Here is a 25,550-nt window from a genome sequence, read left to right on the forward strand (position 1 = left end):
CACAAGATTCTTGACGCTACCAAGATTCTCTTATACCTTGCTATTAAACTGGTGTAAATTAAAAAAACAAATTAATAGTTTTTTACCGCCATTTGCGGTTTAATTTAGCTATGATAAGTATGAGGTGATTTTTATGACAAAAAGCAAAATTTGGCAAATTAGATTATTTTTTCTAATTTGGCTGGTTTTTATTAAATTATTCATTAAAGATTCAATTTTTGGGTTTTTACTATTAAATACGTTTCTTGGTTACATCCCGATTGAAGTGAGTTTTCATATTGGCGATAAACCAAAACAAAATATTATTGTATTTTGGCTTTTAACTTTGATTTGGTTAATGTTTTATCCAAATGCTCCTTATATTTTAACAGATTTACTTCATTTATCATGGTTACACCCCAATGGTTTAAATGGTTTGTTAAAATTAGATAGTCATATTTGGTTCTTATACACTAGCCTCTTAATCAGTGCATTAACTTGTGCTTTCATCGGATTCTGGGGAATGATTAATGTTGCTAAGGCAATTAACAAACGTTTGCATCTCGAAAATCGGTTTGCTGATTTCATTATGACATCTTTATTGATTTTTTTGAGTTCGGTCGGCTTATATATTGGACGATTTTTAAGAGTACATACAGTTTACTTACTAGCAAATCCCAAATTCTACTTTAAGCTTTTCTTGAATATGTGGAATCAACAAATGGTGATTTTCGTAATTTTAATGACGATTATTCAATTAATTATTTACTGGATATATACAATAATTGCAACAGACAATTATAAAAAGGTTGAGAAATAAAATTTCTCAACCTTTTTTCTATGCTTTTCCGATAATCCGAACTTCCGTTTGTAAATGAATCCCTGAATCTTTAAAAACTGTTTCTTGAACATGTTTAATTACATTTAAATAATCAGTAGCTGTTGCATGATCAACGTTAACGATAAACCCAGCGTGCTTAGTTGACACCTCAGCACCACCAGAACGATAACCTTGTAATCCTGCATCATGAATTAACTTGCCAGCAAAATGCCCTACTGGTCGTTTAAATACACTTCCACAAGAAGGATATTCTAGTGGTTGTTTTGATTTACGTAAATAATTTAAGTGGTCCATTTCTGCTTGAATTAAAACTTTATTACCTTTTTCTAATTTAAAGGTAGCCGCTAAAACCACTCCACCGCTATCTTGAATACTGCTATGCCGATAACCAAAATCCAAATCATCGTGACCCATTTCCACAATGTTGCCGGTATTCGTTAAAACAGTTGCTGATTCCAATATGTACTCAGTTTCTCCGCCATAAGCACCAGCATTCATGTAAACTCCACCACCGATACTACCAGGGATTCCAGCAGCAAATTCCATCCCAGTCAAGCCTGCTTTTTGTGCAACTTTGGTAGCTTCAATATATGCAGCCCCTGCTTCAGCAATTACGTGATTTCCATCAACATGAATGTCATTCATATCAGTTAAAATCATCGTTAAACCACTGATTCCACCATCACGGACAATCAAGTTACTTGCATTTCCTAAAACAGTCATTGGAATTTGATTTTCGTTAGCAAACTTTAATAAGGTTTCTGCCTCTTGATAATTTTTGGGAAAAGCCAAATAATCAGCTTTTCCCCCAGTTTTGGTCCATGAATAATTTGATAATGGTTCGTCTTTTAATATTTTAATTTCTTTAAATTTATTGCGTAAGTCAATTGCCATTTTTATTTTCCTTTCGTTAAGCATATATTATTTTATCACTTAGGAAGAACGAAAACCATTCAACAATGCAAGAGTGCTATACTAAAATAATTAAGGGGGTTAAAATGATGAATTTTATTGCATGGAACGTTAATGGTATTCGTGCCATTTTGAAAAATAACTTTTATGAATTTTTTAATGCAGCAAATGCTGATTTCTTTAGTGTTCAAGAAACCCGGGTTTCCCCAGGAGAAGTTAAATTAGACCTTCCAAGTGATTATTATCAATATTGGAATTATGCTGAACGTCCTGGTTATGCTGGAACCGCTGTTTTTACCAAGCATCAACCACTTAAAGTAATGTTAGGGTTAGATGGTAATGATCAAGATCCTGAAGGACGCGCAATTACCCTCGAGTATCCTAATTTTTATTTGGTAAATGTCTATGCTCCAGCAGCTGGAGAAGAATTACAGAGATTAACCTTTAAAGAAGAATGGGACCAAAAATTAATTACATTTGTTGATAAATTAAAAGCGACAAAACCTGTCATTATTAATGGTGACCTAAACATTGCTCATGAACCAATTGACATTTATGCACCAGAAGAACATCGTCATGCAGCAGGATTTACAGATGCTGAACGTCAACAAATGACTCAACTTTTAGATAGTGGCTTCACTGATATTTATCGTGCAACCCATCCTGATGAACCTAACAAATACACTTGGTGGAGTTATCGTAGCCATGCCCGCCGAGACAATCATGGTTGGCGACTAGACTACTTTATCATTTCTAACAATCTTGTCAAAGATGTTAAAATTACCACGATTATGGATACGGTTTCTGGATCTGACCACTGCCCACTACAATTAATTTTAAATAATTTAACCACCGAATAGGAGCTTAATAGAGATGAACTTTGTCGCAATTGACTTTGAAACTGCCGCTAGCCAGCGTGCAAGCGCCTGCTCGGTAGCTCTGACCGTTGTTCGTGATGATCAAGTTGTAAATGAATTCTATTCGTTAATTAATCCAGAAACTGATTTTAATTGGCGTAACATTCAAGTTCATGGGATTCATAGTGAAGACGTTGCTGATGCACCAACTTTTCCTGAAATTTGGGAAATTATCAAACCATTTTTCAAACGGAATCGACTCGTGATCGCTCATAATAACCGTTTTGACAATAGCGTCTTAAGAAAAAGTATTGAACGTTATCGTTTACCGATGCCTCACTATCAAACCTTAGATACTGTCAAAACCACTCGCAAATTTTATCCCAACTTTGAAAATCACAAATTAAATACCGTTAGTGTTAATTTAGGGATTGATTTGGAACACCATCACAATGCTTTGGATGATAGTTTAGCTTGTGCCAACATCCTCATTCATGAACACCAACAATTTGGTGATGATGCCATTCGCCCCTTTGTCACAACAATCTAAAAAGAATCTGAAGATTTTATTAATCTTCAGATTCTTTTTTCATCCAAATTGTTTGTTTAGTTTCAGATTGATTTTTAAATCCTAATTTATGATAGATATGAATAGCCGGTTGATTATCCTTTTTGACTTCCAAATTAAGTTTAGTCAATTTACTGTAGTTAGTCTGCCAATTGATTAATTCATCAACTAACATGGTTCCTAAACCAATGTTTTGAAAGTCATTTAAGACAGCAATCCCGATTTCACCAGTATCATCATTAATTTGTTGTACAGTACCAATTCCAATTAAATTCTCATCAGCTGTAGCAAGTAAAATAATATTAGTTCCAGAACCATTTAACAATTCAATTTGTTGTGCTTCACTTTGCGGAGTAACTTCATCAATCTCAACGTCTAATTCAAAAAAATCAGATTCACTTTGAAGTTGTTTTAGTAAAGCTAACATTGCACTAGCATCAATTGGTTCAGCTGATCGAATTCCAACTTCTACTTCATTACTCATCTAAACTTAATGCCCCCGACGCTAAAATATCATTAAAATGTTGTCCTTTTGCTGTAAATTCAATTTCACGATTGTTATCACCTAACTGATCTTGACGCGTAAATTTAAGCCTCAAATAATTAGCTGGTAGTTCATCTTCAGCAAATTTCGACCACTCCACGACGCTCACACCATCACCATTAAAATATTCATCTAAACCAAGTTCATCGCTACCACCGACTTCAAGTCGATAAACATCCATATGATAAAGGGGAATCCGCCCGTCTTGATATTCACGAATAATGGTAAAAGTCGGACTTTTAATATTTCTTTTAATTCCTAAGCCATTGGCTAACCCTTTGGTAAAGGTCGTTTTCCCTGCCCCTAAATCACCATCAAGCAACACGACATCGCCTGGTTGTAACTGGGCAGCTAACTCCTCACCTAAACGCTTAGTTTGACTAGGGTCTGTAACTGTAAACTTCATTTTGCTTTAATCCTTATCTGCTAATGCTTGAGTAGCAGTAATAATTGATACTTTATAAACGTCTTCAGCATTACATCCACGTGAAAGATCGGAAACTGGTTTGTTTAAACCTTGTAAAATTGGTCCAATTGCTTCAAAACCACCCATTCTTTGGGCAATCTTGTAGCCAATGTTTCCAGATTGTAGTTCAGGAAAAACAAAGACCGTTGCGTGACCAGCAACTTTAGAATCTGAGTATTTCGCTTTGGCAACTGCAGGTACAAACGCAGCATCAAATTGCATTTCACCATCAATTGGCATTGCAGGATCCATTTCTTGAGCTAACTTAGTGGCATTATGCACTTTTTCTACCTCTGGACTCTTGGCAGAACCGTTAGTTGAAAAACTCAATAAAGCAACTCGTGGGTCAATATCAAATAGCCGAGCAGTTTTACCACTTTCAACTGCAATTTCAGCTAGTTGAGTTTCATTTGGGTTAATGTTGATGGCACAATCAGCAAAGAGATAACGTTGATCTCCCTTTTGCATTACAAATGAGCCACTAATTAAGTTAACACCGGGTTTTGTTTTAATGATTTGAAGAGCAGGACGCACAGTATCACCAGTTGGGTGAGCAGCACCTGAAACCATTCCATCAACATCATCCATATAAACCATGGTAGTTCCAAAATAATTAGGATCTTTAAGCCATTGAGCTGCTTGGTCAGCAGTAGTTTTTCCTTTACGTCGTTCAACAATTGCTTGTACCATTTGTTGACGAACTTCACCAGGAACATTTTCAATATCAACAATTTCAATGCCATCAAGTGATACGTTAAGAGCATCCGCCGTTTTCTTAATTTCAGCTTCGTTACCTAATAAAACTGGAATTGCTAAATCATCATTAGCTAAGCGACTAGCTGCTGAAATAATTCGTTCGTCTTCCCCTTCAGGAAAAACTAATTTAATTTTACGATCTTTAATTTTACTTTTTAAACTTTCAAATAAATCCATAATATTCTCCTATCGTTCCATTTCAACATTTTCCGGTAGTTGCCAATTGATTGGTCTTTCTCCCATAGCTTTCAAAGCAGCATTCGTCTTTGAAAATGGACGAGAGCCAAAGAATCCCCGATTGGCAGACAAAGGACTTGGGTGAGCAGATTCTATAACAATATTAGTATCAGTATTAATTAGATTAACTTTCTTACGAGCAGCATTACCCCATAATATAAAAACGACAGGCTCAGGTCGTTCAGATAATTGATGAATTGCATAATCAGTTAATTTTTCCCAACCTTCGTTACGATGTGAAAAAGCCACTCCATCTCGCACGGTCAAAACTGAGTTTAGCAATAAAACCCCTTGTTCAGCCCAGCTTTTCAAATAACCATGATTAACTGGTTTAATTCCTAAATCACTATCTAATTCTTTATAAATGTTTCGTAATGACGGTGGAATTTTCACACCGGGCTCTACTGCAAAACTAGTTCCAATTGCTTGATGTGGTCCGTGATAAGGATCTTGTCCTAAAATAACCACTTTCGTTTTGCTAAATGGGGTCCATTCGAACGCTTGAAAGATATGATTCATTGCTGGATAAATCTTATGATTCGAATATTCTTCCACCAAAAACTTTCGCAATTTTTGGTAATATGGTTTCTCAAATTCTGGCTCTAACACTGGCCACCAGTCGTTATCAATAAATCTTTTCACCCTTTTTCACCTCGTGAATATTTTAACATAGTTTTCACAAAAAAGTGATTGAACTCAATTAGAATTCAATCACTTTTTGTTTATTTATTTAACTTTTAAACTGACTAATAATGTTTCATTACTCGATCAATTTGACGTTTTTGATCACGAGCTTTAATGTCGTGACGTTTGTCATATTCATGTTTACCTTTAGCAACACCAATTAGTACTTTTGCAAAATTATGTTTCAAGTACATTTTTAGTGGTACCACGGTTACACCTTTAGTTTGAACTGCATCAGAAAGCTTTCTAATTTCTTTCTTATGCAAGAGCAACTTCCGATTGCGTAATGGATCATGATTAAATTGGTTACCTTCAGTATATTCATTAATATGAATATTTTGAAGAAAGGCTTCTCCATTTCTAAAAGAAACGAATCCATCTTTCAAAGTAACCCGACGTTCTCTTACAGATTTTATTTCGGTCCCGGTTAATGAAATTCCTGCCTCAAAAGTCTCTTCAATAAAATAATCATGACGAGCCTTTCGATTGGTAGCCATTACATTATCGTTATTTGGCTTACTCTTCTTTTTGACCATTTTAAAATCAATCCTTATTTACGTTTTTTAATTGTAAAACTATGTGATGATTTATTTCCATTACCACGTTTTTGGTCATGGCTATTATTGCTCTTGTGGTTATTAAAACGACCACGGGTATGATTTTGTTGTTTCGGTAAAAGATCACTAATTGGAGTCTTTTCAACTTCAAGAATTTCAAAATCAACAGAACTTTGGTCAACATCAACACCAACACATTTAACTCGAACATCTTGTCCAATCTTAAAGGTCCGTTTTGTGTTACGACCAACTAAAGCCATGTACTTAGGTACATATTGGTAATAGTCATCTTTCATTCGACTAATGTGCACAAGTCCTTCAACCGTATTTGGTAATTCGATGAAAAGTCCAAATTTCATTACTGAACTAATTACTCCATCGTATTCTTCACCAATGCGATCACTCATGTATTCAGCTTTCATCATTGCATCCACAGCACGTTCAGTATCAACAGCCCGACGTTCTGTTTCTGAACAATGAACCGCTACTTCACCGACAACATCAGCATATTTAGCTTTAGTTGTGTCATTAATTCCGTTTTCTTCGTAGTAATGAATCAAACGGTGAATGAACATATCAGGGTAACGACGAATTGGTGAAGTAAAGTGAGTATAGTATTTAGCACCTAAACCAAAGTGACCAACACATTTATCACTGTACTTAGCTTGTTGCATACTTCTAAGCAACATTACTGAAACCATTGCTTCTACAGGTTTACCAGCAACTTTAGATAAGATGTTTTGTAAGGTCTTTGGTTCAAGATGATCTGGATCAGCTTTAATGTTAATTCCAAATGCAGTTAAGAATTCAAAGAATTCCTTAACTCTTGTAGCGTCAGGCACTTCATGAATACGGTAAATGAATGGAACCTTAAGCTTATTGTAAGTTTCAGCAACCGTTTCGTTAGCTGCTAACATGAATGATTCAATTAAACGTTCTGCAGTTCCACGAGTTCTCAATTGAATATCAATTGGGTGTCCTTCTTTATTAACAATGATTTTTGCTTCATTATCATTAAAGTCGATTGCTCCACGTCTGCGACGAGCATTGTAAAGAATTTTATGCAATTCATTCATCGTTTCAAACATTGGAACTAAATCAGCATATTTCTTACGAGTATCTGCATCTTTATTTTCAATGATTTCGTTCACAGCGTTATAAGTCATCCGTGCTTTTGAACGCATTACACTAGGATGAACACGTGATTTAACAACCTTACCTTGAGGGGTAATTTCCATGTCACAACTCATACATAAACGAAGTTCACCTTCGTTTAATGAACAAATTCCATTTGATAAACGTCTTGGTAACATTGGAATAACTCGATCAGTTAAGTAACAAGAAGTCCCACGTTTGTATGCTTCACGATCAAGCATCGTTCCAGGCTTTACATAGTGACTAACATCAGCAATATGAACACCTAAATGATAGTTACCATTTGGTAATTTCCAAGCTGTAACAGCATCATCTAAATCTTTTGATTCTTCGGCATCAATAGTAACTAAGTCTTGGTCAGTAATGTCTTCACGACCCTTAGTTTCTTCTGGGAGAACATGATCAGGAATTGCATCAGCTTCTTGCATAACATCTTCTGGGAATTGTGATGGAACATCATGTGCATATACAATTTGTAAAATGTCGATACCAGGATCATCAACACTACCAATGATTTGCTTAGCAACCCCAACCATTGCATCGGGATGCTTTTCATTAGGATATTCAGTAATATCAACTAACACAACTTCACCAGGAGTGGGGTTAATTCCAGCATCAGTAACATAACATCTGTAACCAGCTAACTTTTTATCTTTTAATTTAATTTGACCAATGTAACCTTGATCATCTGTAGTTTTAAAGAATTCACCAACTACATGAGTGTAATGACATTCAAGAATTTTGATTACTTTTCCAACAGGACCACGGTCACTACCCTTTTCAGCTGGTTTAGTGATTTGAACTTCAACTCGGTCCATGTTCATTGCATTCATAGTGTCATCTGGTGCAATAAAAGCATCTTCTGAATCATCATCAAAACCAACGAATCCGAAACCTTTTGAATTTGAGTGGAATACTCCTTCAATTTTCAATTCACTAGGATTGATTTTGAAGTTTCCATCATGAGTTACAACAACAGCACGTTCTCTTTCAAGAATGACCAATTCTTGTACAATTAATTTGAAGGCAGCTGATCCATGATATTTCAATGCATCAGCAAGGTCTTCAACGCTATACGATTTTTCTAGGTGAGATACAAGTTCATTCTTAATCTCATTTTTTAATTTATTATCTTCCAATATTTTTTCCTCTTCTACGTTTTACTTTATGTAATACATACATTATAAATGTTTTAATTTTTTTCTTTAAATATTAAGCCCTTATAATACAAAAAAGCTCCTGTAATTAGACAGGAGCTTTTCTCTAATGCTGTGATATCCACATTAAAACTAATGCAATGGCAAAAAACAAAATGCCTAAGATTATCGTAACTCTTTGGATAAATGATTCAAATCCACGTGATTTTGATTCTGAAAATAAATCGCTAGCGCCACCAGTAAATGATGACATAGCATCGTTATTTTTTGATGGTTGCATCAAAACAGCGCCAATAATCAATACGCTAACAATCCATAATAATATCATTAAGAAGTCAGTCAACGAAAATTCCTCCTACCCAAGCAAAAAGGGTCTATTAACTCATATAATCATTATATCACAGGTTTAAATATAATGCTAATTAGCATTATTAGGCACAAAAAAGAACCCCTAGCAAAGCTAGAAGTTCTTTTTAAAGGGTATTACTATTTGTTCATAATGTCTTCACGTGCTTGACGTGATAAGTTATAGAATGAGTGAATACCTTTATATTCGGCAACTGAGCCTAATTGATCTTCGATTCTCATTAATTGGTTGTACTTAGCAATTCTTTCACCACGACTCATTGAACCAGTCTTGATTTGACCTGCATTAAGTGCAACAACTAAGTCAGCAATTGTAGTATCTTCAGTTTCACCTGAACGATGTGAGATAACTGCAGTGTAACCTGCTTCTTTAGCCATGTTAACAGCGTTAACAGTTTCAGTTAAAGTACCGATTTGGTTAAGTTTGATAAGGATTGAGTTTGCAACATCCATTTCGATTCCCTTTTCAAGGTAATCAGTGTTTGTAACAAATAAATCATCACCAACGATTTGTACTTTTTTACCAAGTTTTTCAGTAGCAACTTTCCAGTCTTCCCATTCGTTTTCATCCAAAGGATCTTCGATTGAAATGATTGGGTATTTGTCAACGATGCTTTCAAGTAAGTCAACAAATTCTGAAGCAGTGTATGAACGACCATCACCAACTAAGTTGTATTTCTTAGTTTTTGGATCGTAGAATTCTGATGAAGCACAGTCAAAGGCAATTGCAACGTCTTTACCTGGCTTGTAACCAGCACGTTTGATAGCTTCAATAAGAATTTCAAATGGTTCTTCGTTGTTCTTCAAATCAGGTGCAAATCCACCTTCATCACCAACAGCAGTTGAGTAACCTTTTTCGTTTAAAATGGCTTTCAATGCGTAGAAAGTTTCAGAACCCATACGAACGGCTTCTCTAAGTGTTGGAGCACCAACAGGCATAATCATGAATTCTTGGAAATCAACCTTGTTGTTAGCGTGCTTACCACCATTGATAACGTTCATCATTGGAGTAGGTAATACGTGAGCATCAAAACCGCCTAAGTAGTTGTACAAAGGAGTTCCAAGTTCATCAGCAGCAGCTCTAGCAGCAGCAATTGAAACAGCTAAGATAGCGTTAGCACCTAATTTAGCTTTGTTAGGAGTACCATCAAGTTTAATCATAGCTTGGTCAATTCCTAATTGATCAGTAACATCGTATCCAATAACTTCTTTGGCAATCTTATCGTTAACGTTAGCAACGGCTTTTTCAACACCTTTACCACCGAAACGGTCTTTGTTACCATCACGTAATTCAACGGCTTCGTGTTCACCAGTTGAGGCACCTGAAGGAACGATTCCACGTCCCATTGCACCATCTTCGGTGTAAACTTCAGCTTCAACAGTTGGGTTACCACGTGAGTCTAAGACTTCGCGTGCATATACATCAGAAATAAGTGACATAATAAATCTCCTTGGTAGTTTAATTAACTATATTTAATTTACAATTAAATTCTACATTTTTAAAATGAACAATGCAATCATTTAATCAACTATTAAGCATTTTAAAATTTGCAAGCTTAACAAACTCGGAAGCACTAAGGCTTGCTTTACCTGCTAGAACCCCATCAATATCATTTTCTTTCATCAAAGATTTGATATTTTTTTCAGTGACACTACCACCATAAAGTACCCGAATTTGATCAGCAACTTCATCAGAATAGATATCAGCGAGTGTTTGACGAATTAAATAACAGCCTTCTTCTGCTTCGGCAGTTGAAGCACTGTGACCCGTTCCAATTGCCCAGCTGGGTTCATAAGCAATAATAATCTTAACGGCATCTTCTTCAGAAACTCCTTGAACAGCTGCTGTAACTTGACTAACCACCCAGGAAAAATGATCGCCGTTATCAACTCTTCCCATTGTTTCATCGCAACAAATAATTGGAATCATCCGATTGTTTAAAACAGCATGGACTTTTTTGTTAATAATGTCATTAGTCTCATTAAAGTAGCGTCGTCGCTCAGAATGACCAACGATTACATAACCAACACCCATTTCAGAAAGTGCTAATGGACTGACTTCACCAGTATATGCTCCACTATTTTTATAAAAACAGTTTTCAGCAGTGATTTTCAAAGGACTCTCAGCATTATGTTTAATCATCGATTCTAAAAAGAGAGGTGACGCAGCAATTGCCGTTTCCACTTCGCTTGCAACTGGTAATTTATCTTTAATTTCTTCGACAAACTCAACCGCTTCATTAAGTGATAAGTTCATCTTCCAATTTCCACCAATAAAAGGAATTCGCATTTTAAAACCTCCTCTCGCTTCTCTATTTTAATTCTAGCCGAATTTATCTTTAATAACTAGTAAACATTCTAATTAAAAAGATAAATAAAATTAGGCGACCTATTACTGACAGACTATCAGTAACAAATCGCCTAATGATTAAAGCATTTAATTTAAATTAATCTTTGTTAGAAACACATGCAATCCCAGGTAAAGTTTTACCTTCAAGGTATTCAAGTGAAGCTCCACCACCAGTTGAAATGTGGGTAAGCTTGTCAGCTACACCTAATTCTTTAACAGCAGCAGTTGAATCACCACCACCAACGATTGTAGTAGCATCTTTTAAAGTACCTAAGAAACGACCAATTGCTAAAGTACCTTCAGCAAATTTAGGCATTTCGAAGACACCCATTGGTCCATTCCAAACAACAGTTTTAGCATCTGCAAGGACACCTTCGAAAAGTTTGATTGATTTAGGTCCAATATCAAGAGCCATGTAACCGTCAGGAATTGCTCCATCAACGATTTTAGCATCAGCATCATTTGAGAATTTATCAGCAACTACAGAGTCAACTGGTAAAACAATCTTGTTTCCGCCCTTTTCAAGGATTTGTTTAGCAACATCAATCTTATCTTTTTCAACAAGTGAGTTACCAATTGAAATTCCTTTAGCAGCGTAGAAAGTGTAAGTCATTCCACCACCGATAATAATCTTATCAGCTTTATCTAATAAATGATCAATAACACCAATCTTATCAGAAACTTTTGCACCACCTAAAATGGCAACAAATGGGTGTTTTGGATTGTCAACAGCATTACCAAGGAATTTGATTTCTTTTTCAAGCAAGAAACCGGCTGCAACTGGTTTGCCAGCTTTTTCCATGGCAGTTGCAATTCCAACGTTAGAAGCGTGACTTCTGTGAGCAGTACCGAAAGCATCGTTCACAAATACGTCACCTAATGAAGCCCAGTATTCACCTAATTTAGGATCATTTCCAGATTCACGTTTAACGTTTTCACCGTTAACAACATCTTGGTAACGAGTGTTTTCAGCTAACAAGATTTGACCATCTTGCATTTTATCGATGGCTTCTTCTAATTGAGGACCTTCGTTAACTGGTACAAAGATAACTGGTTTTTTGATTAATTTTGAAAGCTTTTCTGCAACGGGACGAAGTGACAAACCAGGTTTGTCATCTTCTGATTTAATCCGACCTAAGTGAGAAAGTAAAATTGCTTTTCCACCATGGTTAATTACCCATTCAATTGAAGGTAATGCAGCAACGATACGGTTATCGTCACCTACAACACCATCTTTAACGGGAACATTAAAATCAACCCGCATAAGGACATCTTTACCTTTAAGGTCTAAATCATCAATGATTAATTTACTCATTATGCAATTCCTCCAATATTAATTGATAAAACAAAAGACGCAGGAGGTTTAACCTCCTCCGCCCTTTTCAAACTACAATTTAATGATTAAAGAGTAGCAAAGTGTTGTAAAGTACGAATCATGTTACAAGTGAATCCCCATTCGTTATCGTACCAAGCAACAGTCTTAACTAATTGAAGATCACCGTTTTCAGTGATTTCAGTTTGACTTGGGTCAAATACTGAACCGTGTGAGTCTCCGATAACATCAGTTGAAACCATGAAGTCGTTAGCGTAACCAAAGGCATCGTTTTCGTGTTTCTTCATAGCTGCGTTGATTTCATCAACAGTAACTTTCTTGTCAAGAACTGAAACTAATTCAGTTAATGAACCGTCAATAACGGCAACACGTTGTGCATGACCTTTTAAGATACCATCAAGTTCTGGAACAACAAGACCAATAGCCTTAGCAGCACCTGAACTGTGAGGAATAGTGTTAACAGCAGCAGCACGGTTGTTAGCAAATTTAGCGCTACGAGGTCCATCTTGAATTGCTTGAGTAGCAGTGTAAGCATGAACAGTAGTCATAGTACCAACTTTAAGGCCAAATTCTTTGTTAAGCCAGTTAGCCATAGGTGCTAAACAACTAGTAGTACATGAACCAGCAGATACAATTGTGTCACTTGCGCTAAGAGTATCAAGGTTAACACCAGGAACAACAGTCTTAATATCACCAGCTGGAGCTGAGATCAAGACACGTTTTGCACCAGCATCCAAGTGAGCTTGTGATTTTTCTTTTGAAGTGTAGAAACCAGTACATTCAAGTACAAAGTCAACACCATCGTTTTTAACCCAAGGAATGTTCTTTGCATCACGTTCTGCGTAAACAGGGATACGTTTACCATCAACAATGATTGCATCTTCAGTTGATTCAACTTTACCAGGGAATTTACCGTGAACTGAATCATATTTCAATAAGTAAGCTAACATTGAAGGTGTAGTTAAATCGTTAATTGCTGCAACTTCAATATCTTTTGAATCCAATTCGTGGATACGTCTAAATGCTAGACGACCAATTCTTCCGAAACCATTAAGAGCAATTTTTACAGTCATAATATGCTTCCTCCTTTAGGAATGTTTTATTTTAAATACATGTCATATATTACCACTTTTACCTAAAAATGTCAGCGATTTCATTGCAGACTCCTAGATTCAGCGGCAAGCATAGCTATAACGTAGTAATCTTACCTACGGCCTTAGTATAGCAAATCAAAAATTTAATGAAAAGCAATTACATTTTTGATAATAACTTGAATAATTAAAGGTTTTACTTTAGAATAATAGATGCAAGTTTTGCAACCCTAGTGTAATGGATAGCACGTAAGATTCCGGTTCTTGAGATGAGAGTTCGACTCCCTCGGGTTGCATTTTAGACCTTAATTTTTAAGGTCTTTTTATTTTGTCTCTCTATAGGTTCAAATAATTGACCTTGGTTGACCAATATTATAAGATAAAGCCATGAATTTAGTTATTCAATATTAATTTTATTATAGAAAGAAGAGGAAGTTATTATGCCTTTAGTTCCAACAGTTGTTGAAAACTCACCACAAGGTGAACGTGCATATGACATCTACTCACGGCTTTTAAAAGATCGCATTATTATGCTTTCTGGTGAAATCGAAGATAACATGGCCAATGCAATTATTGCCCAATTATTATTCCTAGATGCCCAAGATTCAGATAAAGATATTTACTTATATATTAATTCACCAGGTGGTGTGATTACATCTGGAATGGCGATTTACGATACCATGAACTTCATCAAATCTGATGTTCAAACTATCGTAATGGGAATGGCTGCTTCAATGGCGTCCGTTCTTGCTACTGCCGGTACCAAGGGTAAGAGATTTGCCCTCCCACATTCACAAATTATGATTCACCAACCTTCTGGTGGAGCACAAGGTCAACAAACTGAAATTGAAATTGCGGCTAAGGAAATCCTTAAAGCCCGTAAGATGATTAACAAGTTATTGGCTGAACACTCTGGTCAACCACTTGAAAAGATTGATCGTGATACTGAACGTGATAATTATCTATCAGCTCAACAAGCCGTTGATTACGGTTTGATTGATGGAATCATGACTAACAGTACCGATAAAAAATAATTCATCGTATTTTAAAAGCAGCTAAGCTCTGATTAATTTCAGAACTTAGCTGCTTTTTTTATGCATTTTCTCGTAATTGATCAGCTAAATCATTAATTTTATGAAGCCGATGATTAACTCCGGACTTAGAAATTGGTCCACCTGGAATTATTTCACCTAATTCTTTCAAACTAACTTCTTGATTATTCATCCGTGTAATCGCAACATCACGCAACTTTTTAGGTAAACTATCAAGCCCTAATTTTTCTTCAATAAATTTAATATTTTCAATTTGTTTCGTTGAGGCATTAGCAACTTTATTCATATTAGCGTTTTCACAGTTTACTAAACGATTAACTGAATTCCGCATATCGCGAACAATGCGAATATCTTCAAATTTCAACATTGAATTAGTGGCACCAATTAATTGTAAAAAGTCGGCAATCTTCTCTGCTTCCTTAATATAAACAATGTAGCCACTACGGCGGGCCGTTTCTTTGGCACCCAAGTTATATTTATTCATCATTTCAGCCATCATTTGATTATGATCATCGTAAAGAGAATAAATTTCTAAGTGGTAGCGAGATGTTTCCGGATTGTTAACAGATCCTCCCGCTAAAAAAGCCCCACGTAAATAAGAACGAACCTGCATATCATTTTTTAAGAGCTCAACTGGAACTCGTTCTAAAATCTTTTCTCCGTCAAAAATTCCTAAATCTTCCAATACATCCCGAACATTTTGATTCAAACGCACAATATAAAGATTATTTTTTTTGAGCTTCATTTTACGACGCACAATTACATTAGCTTCTACTTGATAAAATTTAAGCAATAAACTATAAACACGACGCGAAATTGCGGAATTTTCTGATTGAAACTCCAACGCTAATTTACCATTGGAAATTTTCAAAGTCCCATTCATTCTAATTAATGCCATTAATTCTGCTTTGGCATTCTCTCGATGAACTTCTAAATTCGTCAATTCTTTTTTTACTTCGCTAGCATATGACATTGAAGTGAACCCCTATTAATTAAATTTTGGTTATCCCAAGAGTCGAATTAATTCATTTGTAACTAATTCACCATTATGAAAAGCACCATGATCACGTAATTCCAAAAAATCAGATGAAATCACACGACAGCCTAAAGCTTTCAAACCTCGATAATCAGAGATAACAGGTTCAGATTCATCACTCCACCGTTGTCGATCAATGTATTCACTTGGAACTGGTTGATTATTAACTAAAACTGTATCAACGAACTGATTTCCTAGTTGACAATCTAAAACCCGGACATGATCAGCATCGGTAAAGTTCGTGGTTTCGCCACGTTGTGTCATAATATTACAAATATAAACAACCTCAGCAGGCGTATCAATCACGGCTTTTCCAACGTTACTAACCATTAAATTGGGTAAGATACTCGTATATAGACTTCCGGGTCCTAACACAATTTGATCCGCATTCATAATCGCATCAATTACTTCCGGCACTGCTTCTGGCTTTTTATCTCCATTTGCAGATTCTACCCAAACTCGTTTAATCATCTTGTCGGCCTTAGTAATTTCAGACTCTCCCGTCAAAGTTGTGCCATCAGTAAATTCCGCGTGTAAAACCAAACTTTCATCACACACTGGATAAACGTGACCGTCGACTTTCATCATCCTAGTTAACATTTGAACCGCATCAAAAAAGCCGTCTTCCATCTCAGACAAGGCCGTAATGATTAAATTACCAATGGCGTGTCCAGACAAAAATTTATCATTCGATTTAAACCGATATTGAAAAATGTCTAAATCAATTTGCGGTAAATTAGAAAGACTAACTAGCACATTTCGGATATCTCCAGGTGGTAACACATTAATATAATTACGTAAAATTCCAGATGATCCACCATCATCAGCTACAGTTACGATAGCAGTAATATCAACATCTCTTTTTTTTAAATTTTGCAAAATAACTGGTAACCCAGTTCCTCCACCAATTACGACCATTTTAGGTCGACTAATTTGTTTTGCTAATTTATTTACCATTAAATATTGGCCCCTTTATAACGACCGATTTCACGATGAGTAATGTTAACTCGGAATCCCAATTTTTTTAAAGCAAGTCCTAATCGTTCTGTCATCGCAATCGAGCGGTGTTGACCACCTGTACATCCGATTGCAATTGTTTCACTTGCCTTAGAAGTTCCCTTGATTTTGGGAAGTAAAAATTTCATTAAATCATAAACTTTAGCAAAATATTCATCAGCATTCTCTTGTTGCATAACAAAGTCATACACTGGTTTATCTTTACCAGTTAAGTTACGTAAACTTTCTACATAATATGGGTTAGTCAAAAAGCGGACATCAAACACCATATCAGCATCAATGGGAATTCCATATTTAAAGCCAAATGACATTAATTCAACGTGAAACGGTTCTTCTCCATAATTTTCAAATTTTTCAATCAATTCTTGCCGAAGTTGTTTAGGCGAAAAGTCAGTAGTATCAATTACCAGATTAGCTGCATCTTTTACTGGTTCCATTGCCTTACGTTCTTTTTTAATTCCATCAATTAGACGACCATTGCGGGCTAAAGGATGGTCCCGTCTAGTTTCTTCATAGCGAGTTACAATCTTATTGTCAGACGCATCTAAAAAAATAACGTTCTCATTTTTATTTTTGTTATGTGCAATTTCAACTAAAGTATCAACCACATCATTAGCTGAGCCTGGGGCACGTAAATCAATTACCAATGCAACCTTATTGATTTCACGTGAAGTTCTGATTAATTCAGAAAACTTATAGATTAAATTTGGTGGCAAATTATCTACACAAAAATAGCCCAAATCTTCAAACGTTTGGATTGCACGAGTTTTTCCCGCACCACTCATTCCTGTAATAATTACCAATTGATCATTATGTGTCATTTTAATCCCCCCAAGCTTTCGTCAAGTATAACATACCGGGCGTTTCACTTAAAACAAAAACAAAGACTCAATCCAGTTATATTTTATCCAACTGGATTGAGTCTTTCATTAGCATTAATAATTTTTTTAATTAACAAATAATAACCATTCTCTTTTCGACTATAACGTTAACACCTCAGTAGTTTCCAAAAATCAATCATGATTTACTTTCTCCAGATTTAAAATAATTTGAAAAATCCAAATTTTTATCTATTTTAACTTTTTTAGGTAAATTATGTGAAACGATAATTATTATCTTGTCTTTGAAAATCTCAATTATATTTTCCCAAATCTTATCAAATGTTTTATTATCCAAAGCACTAAATGATTCATCAAAAATCACAATCTCGGGAGTTGGTTGATTAATCATTAACCTTGCGATTTCAATTAGCTGTGCTTCTCCACCAGAAATTTTATTTTCATCAATTAAATCATCTAATCTTACTAATATTTTTTTAGAGAATCCATAGCCTTTTAATTTTTTAATCAATTCTTCTTTACTAATATTTTTTCCTAAAAAGATATTGTTCATTATTGTATCGTTAAAGATAATGGGCTTTGATGTACTTAGGAAAACATTGATATTTTCTTTTTTTAAACACTTGGTTAATATATCTAAAACCGTACTTTTTCCTAATCCTACACTACCTTTTAGTTGATAGATTCTTCCGTATCTTAAAGATAATTTTTTATTGATGATAAATTTACCTAATTTTCCAGAAATTATATTTATTCCATTATCAGCTAAATTAATTTTTGTTTGATAAATTGAATTTTCATATTTTAAATGATCAAATTCATTAATATTATTAATTTGTGGCACTATGCTAAAGAACGATAAGATTATTTGAATTAAAAGTGTTAAAGACGGTAATAACCATAAACTAACTTCATATGTAGCGACAAGAGTTCCTATTTTATGAATGCTTCTATACTGATAATTGGCACACAAATACTTAGACAATTTGTGTAAAATTATAATCAGATAGGAGTTTTTTTGTATAACATTTTGAAAAATAATTAATCGAAAAAAGAACTTATTCCAATATAATATCGGAATAAGTTCTTAAAAATTGCCTAACCTTTTTAACAATTCAATATCATCGTTTTCACATAATGAATACAAAAAGTCTTATTTTTCTGCTGCTAAAGTTCGTTGATAATCTTTTTCTAGAATTGGTTTCAAATACTTACCAGTAACACTTTCGGGAACTTCAGTAATTTCTTCTGGTGTTCCAGTGGCAACAACTCGACCACCTTTATCTCCACCATCAGGTCCCAAGTCAATGACATGATCTGCTTGTTCAATTACTGCCATATTGTGTTCAATAATTAAAATTGTATTACCAGCGTCAACTAATTTTTGTAAGACACCTAACAAACGTTTGATGTCATCCGTGTGTAACCCAGTTGTTGGTTCATCAAGAATGTAGAAATTCTTTCCAGTGGAACGTTTGTGCAACTCAGAAGCTAATTTCATTCGTTGTGCTTCACCACCAGAAAGTGTAGTTGCTGACTGCCCAAGCTTTACATAGCCTAAACCAACATCGGAAATCGTTTGTAATTTACGCGTAATTTTAGGAATTGCTTTAAAGAATTCTAAGGCTTCGTTAACCGTTAAATCTAATACTTCAGCAATGTTTTTGCCTTTGTATTGAACTTCCAAAGTTTCAGAATTATAGCGTTTTCCATGACAAACTTCACAAGGAACATAGACGTCTGGCAAGAAATCCATTTCGATTTTTAAAATTCCATCTCCACGACAAGTTTCGCAACGTCCACCTTTAATATTAAAACTGAAACGCCCTTTTTGATAACCACGTAATTGGGCTTCATTTGTTTTGGCAAATAAGTCACGAATATCATCAAAGACCCCAGTATAAGTTGCCGGATTACTCCGAGGAGTTCTACCAATGGGACTTTGGTCAATACTTACTAATTTTTCAATGTTTTTATAACCAGTAATTGACTTATATTTCCCTGGTTTTTCTGAGTTATCATTTAATTTTTGAGCAAGAGCTCGTTTTAAAATGTCATTAACTAGCGTTGATTTACCTGATCCAGAAACACCAGTCACAACGTTAAATTCACCTAGTGGGAACTTAACGGTAATATCTTTTAAGTTGTTAGCTTGAGCGCCTTTGATTGTGACAAACTTTTTATTACCTTTACGACGTTTTAAAGGAACTGGAATAAATTTCTTTCCAGATAAATATTGTCCGGTTAGAGAATTTGGATTCTTAGCAACCTCTTCAGGAGTTCCGGTTGCCATAATTTTTCCACCAGCTTGGCCAGCACCAGGTCCAACATCGACTAAATAATCGGCTGCCATCATCGTATCGTGATCATGTTCAACAACGACTAGAGTATTGCCTAAATCACGCATCTTTTTCAATGATTTAATCAATCTATCATTATCACGTTGGTGCAATCCAATTGATGGTTCATCAAGTACATATAAAATTCCAGATAAATTAGAACCAATTTGAGTTGCTAACCGAATTCTTTGTGCTTCTCCCCCAGATAAAGTTCGAGCAGACCGGGATAAAGTTAAATAACTTAAACCAACATTCAATAAAAATTCTAATCGATCTTTAATTTCCTTAATTACAGGTTTAGCGATTGCTGTATCTTTTTCACCAAATTTAGCTTTGGTAAAAAAGTCGAATTCATCTTCAATGTTCATCTGACAAACTTCGGCGATATTTTTTCCCATAATTTTAACAGATAACGCTTGTTGATTTAATCGATAACCATGACAAACTTGGCAGGTTAATTCACGCATATATTTTCGCATTTGATCACGCGTGAAATCACTGTTTGTTTCCTTGAAACGGCGTGCAATATTATTAATAACCCCTTCAAAAGGAACATCAACGTCTCGAACTCCACCAAAATCATTTTGATAGTGGAAATGAAATTCTTTTCCTTTTGAACCATATAAAATTAAATCACGTTGTTTCTTTGGTAATTTTTTAAAAGGCGTGTCCATATCAATCTTAAATGCTTTTGCAGCTTGTTCTAAGAGCTCTGGGTAATACTTTGAACTAATTGGATTCCAAGGTTCAATTACCCCTTCATTCAACGTTTTGTTGGGATCTGGAATTACCAAATCTTGATCAACTTCAAGTTTAACCCCTAACCCATCACAAGCAGGACATGCTCCTTGAGGTGAATTAAATGAAAAAAGACGTGGCTCTAATTTACCAATCGTAAAACCACACAAAGCGCAAGCATAATGTTCAGAAAAAAGCATTGGATCTCGTTTACCAAGAAAATAAATGTTGGCATATCCCTCACTTAAACGAAGCGCTGTTTCAAGTGAATCAGAAAGACGAGAATTAATTCCATCTTTCACAACAATTCGATCAATTACAATACTGATACTATGCCGTTTATTTTTATCCAAATCAAAGTCATCGGAAATATCGTGCATTTCGCCATCAACAATGACCCGCACAAATCCTTCTCGTTTAATTTGTTCAAATATTTTTTGATGTTTCCCCCGCTTATCGCGCACGATGGGAGAAAGAATTTGAAGCTTTGCTCGTTCTGGTAATGCCATAATCCGGTCAATCATTTGATCAATTGATTGACTCTCAATCACCGTTCCATCATTGGGACAAATTGGAGTTCCCACACGTGCCCATAATAATCGTAAATAATCATTAATTTCGGTTACTGTTCCAACCGTCGAACGTGGATTTTTGGAAGTTGTTTTTTGATCAATTGAAATTGCCGGACTAAGTCCCACAATTGAGTCAACATCTGGCTTATTCATTTGTCCTAAAAATTGACGTGCATATGATGAAAGACTTTCAACATAACGACGCTGTCCTTCTGCATAAAGTGTATCAAACGCTAATGAACTTTTACCAGATCCAGATAAACCTGTCATAACCACTAATTTATCTTTCGGAATATCTACGTCAACATTTTTTAAATTATGTTCACGAGCTCCTCTAATTTTAATTTTGTCATTTTCCATTTATTTTTCACCTCACATATCTTTTTTTAATTTTTTAATTGTGTCTCGAAGTGATGCAGCTTGTTCAAAGTCTAATTGTTTAGCAGCTTCACGCATTTCATCACTTAAGTTTTTAATCATTTGTTCCTGTTCTTTATAACTCATTTGTTCAAAATCAGTTTCTGCAAATGGTTTTTTCTTATTGTACTTATCATCTTCATCTTGCTTGTAAGCCGAAATGGCCTTAGAAATTGGTTTGATAATAGTTTTGGGCGTAATATGATGTTCTTTATTATATGCAATTTGAATTTTACGACGTCGAGTTGTTTCATCCATGGCAGCTTGCATCGAGTCTGTTACTCGATCAGCGTACATGATAACGTGTCCGTTTTCATTTCGGGCAGCCCGACCAATCGTTTGGATAAGTGAACATGGATTACGTAAAAATCCTTCCTTATCAGCATCTAAAATCGCAACTAATGAAACTTCCGGAACATCAATTCCTTCCCGAAGCAAGTTAATTCCAACAAGCACATCAAATTTACCTAAACGAAGATCTCGAATAATTCGAGTCCGTTCCAAGGTTTTAATGTCACTGTGAAGATAACGAACTTTAATCCCTAAATCTTTCAAATAATCAGTCAAATCTTCCGACATTTTCTTCGTCAAAGTCGTAACAAATGCCCGTTGTTTTTTCTTAATTCGTTCGTTAATTTCTCCAACTAAATCATCCATTTGATCCTTTGTAGGACGGACTTCAACCGTGGGATCTAATAATCCGGTTGGTCGGATTATTTGTTCAACCACTTGGCTACTATTTTCTAACTCGTAAGTCCCTGGTGTGGCTGACATATAAATAACTTGGTGAATATGTTTTTCAAATTCAGTAAAGTCTAACGGACGATTATCGTAAGAACTAGGTAATCTAAATCCATAATCAATTAATTGTTTTTTTCGCGCTTTATCCCCTTTAATCATTCCGTGAACTTGAGGAAGCGTCTGGTGAGATTCATCGACAAACATCAAGAAATCTTTTGGAAAGAAATCAAGCAATGTATAAGGTGGTTCTCCTGGTTTACGACGATCCATATAGCGTGAATAATTTTCAATTCCAGTGGTATATCCCATCTCACGCATCATTTCAATATCATATGTCGTTCGTTGTTTGAGTCGTTGTGCTTCCAACAATTTCCCTGATTTTTCCATAGCAGCCACTTGTTTTTCCATATCGGTTTTAATTTCAGGTAAAGCCACGTTCATCACTTCATCATTGGTCAAGAAATGAGTCGCAGGGAATAAAGTAACTTGTTCTGGATTTCCGAGTACTTCACCAGTTAGAGTATTAACCTGTGTAATCTTATCAATTTCATCTCCAAAGAATTCGATTCGATAAGCATTTTGCGTGCCAGATGCCGGAAAGACTTCGACAGTATCTCCGTGCACACGAAAACGACCACGATCAAAGTCAATATCATTACGTTGGAATTGAATGTTAACTAATTTACGTAATAAAACATCACGTTCCATTTCTTCTCCAACGTGAAGTGTAACTGTATGGTCCTGGTATTCTTTAGGACTACCTAATCCAAAAATTGAAGAAACTGAGGCCACGACAATTACATCATTACGTGATAACAATGCACTAGTTGCCGCATGTCGGAGTTGATCAATTTCGTCATTAATCGAAGCATCTTTTTCAATGTAAGTATCACTTGAAGGTACATATGCTTCGGGTTGGTAATAATCATAATAACTAACAAAATATTCAACAGCATTATTTGGGAAAAACTTTTTTAACTCTGTATATAATTGCCCAGCTAGAGTTTTATTATGAGCCAAAACTAAAGTAGGACGATTCTGATCTCTAATGACATTTGCCATTGTAAAAGTCTTCCCAGTTCCAGTTGCTCCTAGTAAAGTTTGTTCTTTATCACCCGCAGCTAATCCTTGATCCAATTTCTTAATGGCTGACGGTTGGTCCCCTGTTGGTTTATATTTTGATACTAAATCAAATTTTTTGTGTGATTTTGTAACCATCTTATACCTCTTTTTCAATTCGTAAGCGGGAATATTTCCCTATAATAGTATTATCCTAGCATACGAACATACTTTCGCCAAACAAAAAGAAGTAGTTAAATAACTACTTCTTAAATTGAATTATTTATTTGATTTTAAACTTTCAACGTAATCAAAAACACCTTGACCGGCAATTCCACCATCACCGACTGCAGTCGTAATTTGACGAAGATGCTTCTTACGAACATCACCAACAGCAAAGATTCCAGGAACCTTCGTTTCCATTAATTCGTTCGTATCAATCCAACCGGCTTCATCAGTAATTCCAATGTTACGGAATGCATCTGTCATTGGCAAAATTCCTACGTAAACAAATACCCCAGCAGCAGGAACAACTGTTTCTTCACCAGTTTGATTGTTTTTAATTTTAACATTAGTTACTTTACGATCATCACCTTGAATTTCTTCAACTGTACTATTCCAAATGAAATCGATATTATCACGATCAAAAGCGCGTTCTTGTAAAATTCGTTGAGCTCGCAATTGGTCACGACGATGAACCACTGTCACTTTCGCAGCAATGTTTGCTAGATAAGTAGCTTCTTGAATGGCAGAATCTCCACCACCAACAACGATTACATTATCGCCTTTAAAGAAAGCTCCATCACAAACAGCACAATAAGAAACTCCACGTCCACCATATTCTTTTTCGCCAGGTGCACCAAGTTTGCGATACTCAGAACCAGAAGCAATTACAACTGCAGAAGATTCGTACTCATCATCAGCTGTTTTTACAATTCTTTTATCACCATCGATTTCAATTCCGGTAACTTCCCCGTATCCATATTCCACTCCAAATTGAGTACTACTCTCATACATTTCTTCAGAGAGTTTAGGACCAAGAATTGACTTAAAACCAGGATAATTTTCGATTTCAGCAGTGTTGTTCATTTGACCACCATAAACACCACGATCAAGCATTAAAACTGATAATTCAGCTCGCGATGCATAAAGTGCAGCTGTCATACCCGCAGGCCCAGCTCCGATTACAATCACATCATATTTTTTTGTCATCTGAATCAACTCCTATTTATTAGTTAATTTTTCTAATTCTTTAATTACTAAATCGTAATTAGGCTCGTGTGATACTTCGTGAACCATTTGTTCATAGACAATTTTACCGCTTGCATCAACAATATAGACTACCCGAGCTAAATGATCAAAACCTGGAATATAAAGATGCATTGCTTTTCCAAATGAACCGTTAGCATCAGATAAAATTTCCATTCCATCAGCATCATGAGCAGCACACCAGTTTTTTTGACTAGCAACTGGATCATTAGAAACGGTGATAAATTTAATTCCTTTAAAATCACTCGCAACTTGATTAAAGTGAGCTGTTTCTAAACTACAAACGTCAGTATCAAGACTAGGAACCACACTTAATAAAGTTAATTGGCCTTCTAAGTCTTTTGTGGTCAATGTTTGACCATCTGCGTTAGTTAAAGTGAAGTCAGGTAAAAAGTCGTCATAATGAAGTTGATCATTACCCATTTTAGAACCAAAATCTTCGCCACCAATTGTTAATTTCATAATATTTTCTCCTCAAATTTTCTCTACTGCAATTATATTAACACATTTGCTTACTTTTATTTAGTAAAGTGATTAAAAAAAGATACTGACTAAGCAGTATCTTTTTTATTTGATTTTTATTTTTCTAATTTGTTAGCTAAATCAATGATATAAGCC

At 35.3% G+C, this 25,550-nt stretch carries 24 protein-coding genes and 1 tRNA gene; 5 read left to right on the forward strand and 20 right to left on the reverse strand.

The annotated features are described in order from the left end of the window. Positions 1-133 precede the first annotated feature (133 nt). On the forward strand, positions 134-799 hold the full coding sequence (locus FD36_RS04110) for a DUF1361 domain-containing protein (protein ID WP_056958204.1): 666 nt from the start codon (positions 134-136) through the stop codon (positions 797-799). Positions 800-817: 18 nt separating this feature from the next. Here FD36_RS04110 and murB read toward each other — a convergent pair whose 3' ends face one another. Beyond that, on the reverse strand, positions 818-1,714 hold the full coding sequence (murB, locus tag FD36_RS04115; protein WP_041817670.1) for a UDP-N-acetylmuramate dehydrogenase: 897 nt from the start codon (positions 1,712-1,714) through the stop codon (positions 818-820). A 107-nt stretch (positions 1,715-1,821) separates the two neighbouring features. Between murB and FD36_RS04120 the strand changes: the two genes are divergently transcribed. Together FD36_RS04120 and FD36_RS04125 are read left to right on the forward strand one after the other, a co-directional pair. Then, the gene (locus tag FD36_RS04120; RefSeq protein ID WP_056958205.1) at positions 1,822-2,592 is read left to right on the forward strand and encodes an exodeoxyribonuclease III; all 771 of its coding nucleotides are present in this window, start codon (positions 1,822-1,824) and stop codon (positions 2,590-2,592) included. 13 nt (positions 2,593-2,605) lie between these two features. Continuing rightward, a complete protein-coding gene (locus FD36_RS04125) occupies positions 2,606-3,139 on the forward strand; it encodes a 3'-5' exonuclease (protein ID WP_041817667.1) in 534 nt (177 codons plus the stop codon). A 19-nt stretch (positions 3,140-3,158) separates the two neighbouring features. On the opposite strand, the gene FD36_RS04130 is transcribed toward FD36_RS04125, so the two are convergent. From FD36_RS04130 to gap, 11 genes are all read right to left on the reverse strand, one after another. Continuing rightward, entirely contained in the window at positions 3,159-3,641 is a 483-nt protein-coding gene (locus tag FD36_RS04130) for a GNAT family N-acetyltransferase (RefSeq protein ID WP_014081836.1), read from the reverse strand. Next, complete coding sequence (tsaE, locus tag FD36_RS04135) at positions 3,634-4,107, reverse strand: tRNA (adenosine(37)-N6)-threonylcarbamoyltransferase complex ATPase subunit type 1 TsaE (RefSeq protein WP_014081835.1); 474 nt, start codon at positions 4,105-4,107, stop codon at positions 3,634-3,636. Before tsaE ends, FD36_RS04130 begins: the two co-directional genes overlap by 8 nt. 6 nt (positions 4,108-4,113) lie before the next feature. Beyond that, positions 4,114-5,100 (reverse strand): phosphate acetyltransferase, encoded by a 987-nt coding sequence (pta, locus tag FD36_RS04140; protein WP_014081834.1) that lies wholly within the window; start codon positions 5,098-5,100, stop codon positions 4,114-4,116. A gap of 9 nt (positions 5,101-5,109) precedes the next feature. Then, positions 5,110-5,802 carry a uracil-DNA glycosylase gene (locus tag FD36_RS04145; RefSeq protein WP_056958207.1) on the reverse strand — a complete coding sequence of 231 codons (693 nt, stop codon included), beginning with the start codon at positions 5,800-5,802 and terminating at the stop codon, positions 5,110-5,112. Positions 5,803-5,906: 104 nt separating this feature from the next. Further along, the gene (smpB, locus tag FD36_RS04150) at positions 5,907-6,380 is read right to left on the reverse strand and encodes an SsrA-binding protein SmpB (RefSeq protein ID WP_056958209.1); all 474 of its coding nucleotides are present in this window, start codon (positions 6,378-6,380) and stop codon (positions 5,907-5,909) included. A 14-nt stretch (positions 6,381-6,394) separates the two neighbouring features. Continuing rightward, positions 6,395-8,695 carry a ribonuclease R gene (rnr, locus tag FD36_RS04155; RefSeq protein ID WP_056958211.1) on the reverse strand — a complete coding sequence of 767 codons (2,301 nt, stop codon included), beginning with the start codon at positions 8,693-8,695 and terminating at the stop codon, positions 6,395-6,397. Between the two features lie 124 nt (positions 8,696-8,819). Further along, positions 8,820-9,041 (reverse strand): preprotein translocase subunit SecG, encoded by a 222-nt coding sequence (gene secG, locus FD36_RS04160; RefSeq protein WP_395392561.1) that lies wholly within the window; start codon positions 9,039-9,041, stop codon positions 8,820-8,822. Between the two features lie 158 nt (positions 9,042-9,199). Beyond that, positions 9,200-10,519, reverse strand: a complete 1,320-nt coding sequence (eno, locus tag FD36_RS04165) for a phosphopyruvate hydratase (protein ID WP_056958215.1) — start codon at positions 10,517-10,519, stop codon at positions 9,200-9,202. Positions 10,520-10,604: 85 nt separating this feature from the next. Continuing rightward, positions 10,605-11,369 (reverse strand): triose-phosphate isomerase, encoded by a 765-nt coding sequence (tpiA, locus tag FD36_RS04170; protein ID WP_056958217.1) that lies wholly within the window; start codon positions 11,367-11,369, stop codon positions 10,605-10,607. A gap of 157 nt (positions 11,370-11,526) precedes the next feature. After that, complete coding sequence (locus tag FD36_RS04175; RefSeq protein WP_056958219.1) at positions 11,527-12,744, reverse strand: phosphoglycerate kinase; 1,218 nt, start codon at positions 12,742-12,744, stop codon at positions 11,527-11,529. An 86-nt stretch (positions 12,745-12,830) separates the two neighbouring features. Further along, positions 12,831-13,835, reverse strand: a complete 1,005-nt coding sequence (gap, locus tag FD36_RS04180) for a type I glyceraldehyde-3-phosphate dehydrogenase (RefSeq protein ID WP_056958221.1) — start codon at positions 13,833-13,835, stop codon at positions 12,831-12,833. Positions 13,836-14,077: 242 nt separating this feature from the next. Here gap and FD36_RS04185 point away from each other — a divergent pair. Together FD36_RS04185 and clpP are read left to right on the forward strand one after the other, a co-directional pair. Next, positions 14,078-14,149 (forward strand) — tRNA-Arg (locus tag FD36_RS04185). 144 nt (positions 14,150-14,293) lie between these two features. After that, a complete protein-coding gene (gene clpP, locus FD36_RS04190; protein WP_056958223.1) occupies positions 14,294-14,887 on the forward strand; it encodes an ATP-dependent Clp endopeptidase proteolytic subunit ClpP in 594 nt (197 codons plus the stop codon). A 58-nt stretch (positions 14,888-14,945) separates the two neighbouring features. On the opposite strand, the gene whiA is transcribed toward clpP, so the two are convergent. From whiA to FD36_RS04230, 8 genes are all read right to left on the reverse strand, one after another. Beyond that, the gene (whiA, locus tag FD36_RS04195; protein ID WP_056958225.1) at positions 14,946-15,878 is read right to left on the reverse strand and encodes a DNA-binding protein WhiA; all 933 of its coding nucleotides are present in this window, start codon (positions 15,876-15,878) and stop codon (positions 14,946-14,948) included. A gap of 30 nt (positions 15,879-15,908) precedes the next feature. Further along, positions 15,909-16,898, reverse strand: a complete 990-nt coding sequence (locus tag FD36_RS04200; protein WP_056958227.1) for a gluconeogenesis factor YvcK family protein — start codon at positions 16,896-16,898, stop codon at positions 15,909-15,911. Further along, positions 16,898-17,779 carry an RNase adapter RapZ gene (gene rapZ / locus FD36_RS04205; RefSeq protein WP_056958228.1) on the reverse strand — a complete coding sequence of 294 codons (882 nt, stop codon included), beginning with the start codon at positions 17,777-17,779 and terminating at the stop codon, positions 16,898-16,900. The genes FD36_RS04200 and rapZ overlap by 1 nt, the downstream gene beginning before the upstream one ends. A gap of 196 nt (positions 17,780-17,975) precedes the next feature. Next, positions 17,976-18,641, reverse strand: a complete 666-nt coding sequence (locus FD36_RS04210) for an ATP-binding cassette domain-containing protein (RefSeq protein ID WP_056958230.1) — start codon at positions 18,639-18,641, stop codon at positions 17,976-17,978. Positions 18,642-18,950: 309 nt separating this feature from the next. Then, on the reverse strand, positions 18,951-21,806 hold the full coding sequence (gene uvrA, locus FD36_RS04215; protein WP_056958232.1) for an excinuclease ABC subunit UvrA: 2,856 nt from the start codon (positions 21,804-21,806) through the stop codon (positions 18,951-18,953). 12 nt (positions 21,807-21,818) lie between these two features. After that, entirely contained in the window at positions 21,819-23,822 is a 2,004-nt protein-coding gene (gene uvrB, locus FD36_RS04220) for an excinuclease ABC subunit UvrB (RefSeq protein ID WP_056958234.1), read from the reverse strand. A 120-nt stretch (positions 23,823-23,942) separates the two neighbouring features. Continuing rightward, the gene (trxB, locus tag FD36_RS04225) at positions 23,943-24,875 is read right to left on the reverse strand and encodes a thioredoxin-disulfide reductase (protein WP_056958236.1); all 933 of its coding nucleotides are present in this window, start codon (positions 24,873-24,875) and stop codon (positions 23,943-23,945) included. A 12-nt stretch (positions 24,876-24,887) separates the two neighbouring features. Next, positions 24,888-25,394, reverse strand: a complete 507-nt coding sequence (locus tag FD36_RS04230; RefSeq protein WP_056958237.1) for a thiol peroxidase — start codon at positions 25,392-25,394, stop codon at positions 24,888-24,890. Positions 25,395-25,550 lie beyond the last annotated feature (156 nt).

This window comes from Fructilactobacillus sanfranciscensis DSM 20451 (assembly GCF_001436035.1).
GTDB classification, from domain to species: Bacteria; Bacillota; Bacilli; order Lactobacillales; family Lactobacillaceae; genus Fructilactobacillus; species Fructilactobacillus sanfranciscensis.

Coding starts and splice junctions, on each gene's coding strand:
- FD36_RS04110 (WP_056958204.1), top strand. CDS start 134: ATGACAAAAAGCAAAATTTGGCAAATTAGATTATTTTTTCTAATTTGG.
- murB (WP_041817670.1), bottom strand. CDS start 1,714: ATGGCAATTGACTTACGCAATAAATTTAAAGAAATTAAAATATTAAAA.
- FD36_RS04120 (WP_056958205.1), top strand. CDS start 1,822: ATGAATTTTATTGCATGGAACGTTAATGGTATTCGTGCCATTTTGAAA.
- FD36_RS04125 (WP_041817667.1), top strand. CDS start 2,606: ATGAACTTTGTCGCAATTGACTTTGAAACTGCCGCTAGCCAGCGTGCA.
- FD36_RS04130 (WP_014081836.1), bottom strand. CDS start 3,641: ATGAGTAATGAAGTAGAAGTTGGAATTCGATCAGCTGAACCAATTGAT.
- tsaE (WP_014081835.1), bottom strand. CDS start 4,107: ATGAAGTTTACAGTTACAGACCCTAGTCAAACTAAGCGTTTAGGTGAG.
- pta (WP_014081834.1), bottom strand. CDS start 5,100: ATGGATTTATTTGAAAGTTTAAAAAGTAAAATTAAAGATCGTAAAATT.
- smpB (WP_056958209.1), bottom strand. CDS start 6,380: ATGGTCAAAAAGAAGAGTAAGCCAAATAACGATAATGTAATGGCTACC.
- secG (WP_395392561.1), bottom strand. CDS start 9,041: ATGATATTATTATGGATTGTTAGCGTATTGATTATTGGCGCTGTTTTG.
- eno (WP_056958215.1), bottom strand. CDS start 10,519: ATGTCACTTATTTCTGATGTATATGCACGCGAAGTCTTAGACTCACGT.
- tpiA (WP_056958217.1), bottom strand. CDS start 11,369: ATGCGAATTCCTTTTATTGGTGGAAATTGGAAGATGAACTTATCACTT.
- FD36_RS04175 (WP_056958219.1), bottom strand. CDS start 12,744: ATGAGTAAATTAATCATTGATGATTTAGACCTTAAAGGTAAAGATGTC.
- gap (WP_056958221.1), bottom strand. CDS start 13,835: ATGACTGTAAAAATTGCTCTTAATGGTTTCGGAAGAATTGGTCGTCTA.
- clpP (WP_056958223.1), top strand. CDS start 14,294: ATGCCTTTAGTTCCAACAGTTGTTGAAAACTCACCACAAGGTGAACGT.
- whiA (WP_056958225.1), bottom strand. CDS start 15,878: ATGTCATATGCTAGCGAAGTAAAAAAAGAATTGACGAATTTAGAAGTT.
- FD36_RS04200 (WP_056958227.1), bottom strand. CDS start 16,898: ATGGTAAATAAATTAGCAAAACAAATTAGTCGACCTAAAATGGTCGTA.
- rapZ (WP_056958228.1), bottom strand. CDS start 17,779: ATGACACATAATGATCAATTGGTAATTATTACAGGAATGAGTGGTGCG.
- uvrA (WP_056958232.1), bottom strand. CDS start 21,806: ATGGAAAATGACAAAATTAAAATTAGAGGAGCTCGTGAACATAATTTA.
- uvrB (WP_056958234.1), bottom strand. CDS start 23,822: ATGGTTACAAAATCACACAAAAAATTTGATTTAGTATCAAAATATAAA.
- trxB (WP_056958236.1), bottom strand. CDS start 24,875: ATGACAAAAAAATATGATGTGATTGTAATCGGAGCTGGGCCTGCGGGT.
- FD36_RS04230 (WP_056958237.1), bottom strand. CDS start 25,394: ATGAAATTAACAATTGGTGGCGAAGATTTTGGTTCTAAAATGGGTAAT.